Annotated in this window: 5 protein-coding genes; 1 reads left to right on the top strand and 4 read right to left on the bottom strand. The window is 64.8% G+C overall.

The genetic code is table 11. From position 1 onward, the window contains the following. The 4 genes from bioF to panD all read right to left on the bottom strand — a co-directional run. A partial coding sequence (gene bioF, locus AC1D0Z_RS16245) for an 8-amino-7-oxononanoate synthase (RefSeq protein ID WP_477659254.1) occupies positions 1-1,233 on the bottom strand: 1,233 nt, incomplete at its 3' end. Then, entirely contained in the window at positions 1,224-1,916 is a 693-nt protein-coding gene (gene bioD, locus AC1D0Z_RS16240) for a dethiobiotin synthase (RefSeq protein WP_477659253.1), read from the bottom strand. The genes bioD and bioF, both read right to left, overlap by 10 nt. Next, positions 1,909-3,243, bottom strand: coding sequence for an adenosylmethionine--8-amino-7-oxononanoate transaminase (locus tag AC1D0Z_RS16235; protein ID WP_477659252.1), 1,335 nt, complete (start codon positions 3,241-3,243; stop codon positions 1,909-1,911). Before AC1D0Z_RS16235 ends, bioD begins: the two co-directional genes overlap by 8 nt. A 76-nt stretch (positions 3,244-3,319) precedes the next feature. Further along, entirely contained in the window at positions 3,320-3,700 is a 381-nt protein-coding gene (gene panD / locus AC1D0Z_RS16230) for an aspartate 1-decarboxylase (protein WP_477648477.1), read from the bottom strand. A gap of 159 nt (positions 3,701-3,859) precedes the next feature. Here panD and nadC point away from each other — a divergent pair, with 159 nt between their 5' ends. Continuing rightward, positions 3,860-4,738 (top strand): carboxylating nicotinate-nucleotide diphosphorylase, encoded by an 879-nt coding sequence (gene nadC / locus AC1D0Z_RS16225; RefSeq protein ID WP_477659251.1) that lies wholly within the window; start codon positions 3,860-3,862, stop codon positions 4,736-4,738. Positions 4,739-4,758: the final 20 nt, after the last annotated feature.

Raw genomic sequence — 4,758 nt, 5'->3', positions numbered from 1 at the left:
ACCTGGCAGCGGATGCTTCGACAGGGCTGTCAGGACGTCGACCAGCAGGTCGATATCGGCTTCGGTGTGCGCGGCCGACAGCGCGATGCGAAGGCGTGCCGTGCCCTCGGGCACGGTGGGCGGGCGWATCGCCGGCACCCAGATGCCGCGCGCCCGCAGGCCTTCCATCACGGCCAGGGCTTCGTCGTTGCGGCCGATCAGCAGCGGCTGGATGGCGGTGTGCGAGGGCGGCAACTGCCAGTGGCTGCCTTCCAACCCCGCTGACAAACCACTGCGCAGACGTTTAATGAGTTGCTGCAAATGCGTGCGGCGCCACTCATCCTGTTCAATGAGTTGAAGGCTGGCGCGCAGTGCACTGGCCAGCATCGCCGGCGCCGCGGTGGCAAAAATGTAGCTGCGGGTTTTCTGCAGCAGCCATTCGACCAGCGCCTCATCGCCCGCCACAAACGCGCCGGCCACGCCGGCCGCCTTGCCCAGCGTGGCCATGTAGAGTACGCGGCCCGAGGCCTGTGCGCCATGCAGCCCGGCCGCAGCCAGACTGCCGCGGCCTTGGGGGCCCAGCACGCCAAAGCCGTGCGCATCGTCCAGCAGCAGCAGGGCGTCATGGCGCTCACACAGCGCCAGCAGGGCGGGGATGTCGGCGCTGTCACCGTCCATGCTGAACACTGCGTCGCTGATCACCAGCTTGCGGGGCGCCTCGCTTTGCGCGAGTTCGCGGTCCAGCGCGTCCAGGTCAGCGTGTGCGTAGCGATGAATTTTTGCGCGTGACAGCCGGGCGCCGTCAATCAGGCAGGCGTGATTCAGTGCATCCGAAAAAATCGCGTCGCCGGCGCCCACCAGCGCCGGGACGATGCCGATGTTGGTGACGTACCCCGCATAAAAATACAGCGCGCGCGGCAGGCCCACAAAGGCCGCCAGTTCGCGCTCCAGCGCATCATTGGCGGCGCTGTGGCCGCTGACCAGCGGCGATGCGCTCGACCCGACACCATAGGCTTGTGCACCGGTGCAGGCCGCCTGCACCAGGGCCGGGTGTGTGGCCAGGCCCAGGTAGTCGTTGCTGCAAAAGGCCAGCATGCTTTGGCCGTCAACCGAAAGGCGCGCCCCGTTCTCCGGCACGACGACGCGGCGCTGCCGGCGCAGGTGGGCACGATCCAGCTCGGCCACGCGGGCCGGGAATTCGTCGAGCCAGGAGGCGGAAGGCAAGGCGGAAGAGGTGGTGATGTTTATTGCCATTCGGTCGGAAGGTTGATGGCGACAGTGCGCGCGTCTATCCCCGCTTGCCAGTCAATGGTGGCCAGCAGGGGCGCTTGCAATTGCCGCTGTAAAAAGTTGATGTTGTCGTCCTGCGCCAGCATGGCGGGGTCGATGTGATTGGCTACCCAGCCGGCCAGCGTGAGGCCACGCGCGCGGATGGCTTCGGCGGTGAGCAGGGCGTGGTTCAGGCAGCCCAGCCGCAGGCCCACCACCAGCACAATGGGCAAGCCCAGWGCCTGGGCCAGGTCGGCGCCGGTCTCTGTGGGCGAGAGCGGCACATGAAAGCCGCCCGCGCCTTCCACCACCACGGCATCGGCCTGCAGCGCGAGCTGGCGGTGGCAGGCTACCAGGTGGGCAATGTCAATGCGCGTACCGGCCCGGGCGGCTGCGATGTGTGGTGACACCGGGTCGGGCAGCAGCACCGGGTTGTCGAGTTCGGGTGGCACGCGGTAACTGGAAGCTGCGCGCAGGGCGAGCACGTCTTCGTTGGCATCGGCACCGTCAACCTGCACCGTGCCGGCCGCCACCGGTTTCATGCCCACCACACGAAGGTGCCGGCGCGCCAGTGCGTGCAACAGTGCCGCGCTGGCCAGTGTTTTGCCCACGCCGGTGTCGGTGCCGGTGACAAACAGCGAAACCGTTTTATGCGCCGCTTCAGCCATGTGCACTGCCTTCTTCGGCCAGCGTGGCGTTGAGGGCCGCCAGCGCGCCGCGTGCGAGGTGGTCCACCGCCTCTTCATTCATCACATAAGGCGGCATGGCATACACCGTTTGGCCTATCGGGCGCAGCAGCACGCCGTGGGCCATGGCGTGCTGCGCGTAGCGGCGTGCGAAGTGGGGCGCTGTGGTGGGTTCAATATCCCAGGCCCAGATCATGCCCAGCCTGCGTGCGTTCCGCACAGCAGAGTGCTGGGTCAACGGCGAGAAGGCCACGTCCAGGGTGTTCGCCAGGACTCCGTTGTCTGCCAGCACATCGGTTTGCCCGAACAGCTCCAGCGTGGCCAGCGCAGCGCGGCAGGCCAGCGGGTTGCCGGTGTAAGAGTGCGAGTGCAAAAATCCGCGCGCCACTTCGTCGTCGTAAAACGCCTCGTATACCTTGCTGGTGGTCAGCACCGCCGATAGCGGCAAGGTGCCGCCCGTGAGGCCTTTGGAGAGACAGATGAAGTCAGGCCGTATGCCTGCCTGCTGATGCGCAAACATGGTGCCGGTGCGGCCAAATCCCGTGGCGATTTCATCGGCAATCAAATGCACTTCATAGCGGTCGCACAGCGCGCGCGCTTCGCGCAGGTAGGCCGCATCGTGCATGGCCATGCCGGCGGCGCACTGCACCATGGGTTCCAAAATAAGTGCGGCGGTCTGCGCGTGATGCTGTTCCAGCCAGCTTTGCAGCCCGGCGGCTGCATGGTGCGCCACGTCCGCGGCGCTTTCACGGGGTTGCGCGCCGCGTGCATCGGGACTGGGTACGGTGGCGGCCAGCCGCACCAGCGGCGCATAGGCTTCACGAAAAATGGCAATGTCCGTTACGGCCAGCGCGCCCACGGTTTCGCCGTGGTAGCCGCCTGCCAGCCCGATGAATCGGCACTTTTCGGGCTTGCCGGTGTTGCGCCAGTAATGGGCGCTCATCTTCAGCGCGATCTCGGTGGCGCTGGCGCCGTCGCTGCCGTAAAACGCATGGCCCAGGCCGGTCAGCGCGCCCAGCCGCTCAGACAGCTCCACCACCGGTTCGTGTGTGAATCCTGCGAGCATGACGTGATCAAGCCGCTCCAGCTGGTCGCGCAGCGCCGCCTTGATGTGCGGATGGCCGTGGCCGAACAGGTTGACCCACCAGGAGCTGATGCCGTCCAGGTAGCGCTTTCCTTCAAAGTCGTAGAGCCACACACCCTCGGCCCTGGCGATGGGCACGGGGAGATGCGCCTCGTGCAGCTTCATCTGTGTGCAGGGGTGCCACACATGGCGCAGGCTGCGCTGGATCATTGAGAGGTTGTCCATGAAGTCCCGTGTGAGAAAAAGGGCSGAAAGCTTTGGCGTGCGTTGCAAGCCAAAGCTAAACCGCGAGTCGGACGGGTCAGGGCTTCTGGACCGGAATGGTCGAACGCTCTTCCTTGATGCGGTTGTCCGGGTTCACGAACACCAGCTTGGGGCTGAAGCCCGCGACATGCTCTTCATGCACTTGCGCAAACGCGGCGATGATGACCAGGTCGCCCACGGCGGCGCGCCGCGCGGCGGAACCATTGACCGAAATGATGCGGCTGCCGCGCTCGGCGCGGATGGCATAGGTGATGAAGCGTTCACCGTTGTTGATGTTCCAGATGTGCACCTGTTCGTTCTCGGCGATGTTGGCGGCATCCAGCAGGTCTTCGTCGATGGCGCAGGAGCCTTCGTAGTTGAGTTCGCAGTGTGTCACCGCAGCGCGATGAATCTTGGACTTGAGCAGTGTTCTGAACATGGTGTGTGGAGGGTGTACTCAGGCAAAAGGAAAACGCCGGGGTGGGCGAAAGGGGTCGGCGGCGGACAGCGGCGAGGGCGCTGTAACATTCGCGACAGTTTTGAGGTTTACGCAATAGTTTAGTGCAGCGTCCTGCACGGTTTCTTTCTTAGATTGCTTATGAAAAAGTCCTTTGATTTCACGGCCGAAACGCTTGCCGTGCTGGCCCGCGCAGATGCTGCGCGCGCACTGGCGGAAGATATCGGCAGCGGCGACCTCACGGCCGCGCTGATTGATCCGGCCCGCCGGGCGCGGGCGCAGGTGGTGGCGCGTGAAAGCGCTGTGGTGTGCGGCAGCGCCTGGGTTGAAGCGACGATGCGGCAGCTGGACCCAGAGGCCCAGCTGGTCTGGCATGTGCTGGACGGCGAGCGCTGCGAAGCCGGCCAGGTGGTGTTTGAAGTGCGTGGGCTGGCCCGTGCCCTGCTGTCGGCTGAACGCACGGCCCTTAATTTTTTACAGCTGTTAAGTGCCGTTGCGAGTAAAACGGCGGTTTATGTTGATATCGTGAAAGGCACGCRGGCTGCTATCGTGGACACACGCAAGACCCTTCCCGGCCTGCGGCTGGCGCAGAAATACGCGGTTGCCGCGGGCGGCGGCACCAATCATCGTGTGGGTTTGTACGACGCCGTACTCATCAAGGAAAACCACATCGCCGCGGCGGGCGGAATCGCGCAGGTGCTGGCACGCGCAGCGGACGTCGCCACACAGGCTGACTTTGTGGAGATTGAAGTCGAGAACCTCAACGAGCTCCATGAGGCGCTTGATGCCGGTGCACGCATGGTGCTGCTGGACAACATGGGCCTGCCCGACCTGAAAGAGGCCGTGCGCATCAACAACGGGCGAGCCGTCCTTGAAATTTCGGGCGGGGTCACCCTGGAGGGCTTGCGCACCCTGGCCGAAACCGGCGTCGACCGGATTTCCATCGGCACCCTGACCAAGGATGTGCGGGCGATTGATTTTTCCATGCGCTTTGACGCCGAAAGCACGGTGGCGGCATGAATGCGGTCTTGCCCGTCATC

Source organism: Polaromonas sp. P1_E3, from assembly GCF_056405935.1.
The sequence above is the reverse complement of the archived record's forward strand: the minus strand, read 5'-3'. Positions and strand labels throughout refer to the sequence as shown.

Excerpts from the sequence above, each read along its gene's own strand:
- AC1D0Z_RS16235 (WP_477659252.1), bottom strand. The coding sequence starts at position 3,243 with ATGGACAACCTCTCAATGATCCAGCGCAGCCTGCGCCATGTGTGGCAC.
- panD (WP_477648477.1), bottom strand. The coding sequence starts at position 3,700 with ATGTTCAGAACACTGCTCAAGTCCAAGATTCATCGCGCTGCGGTGACA.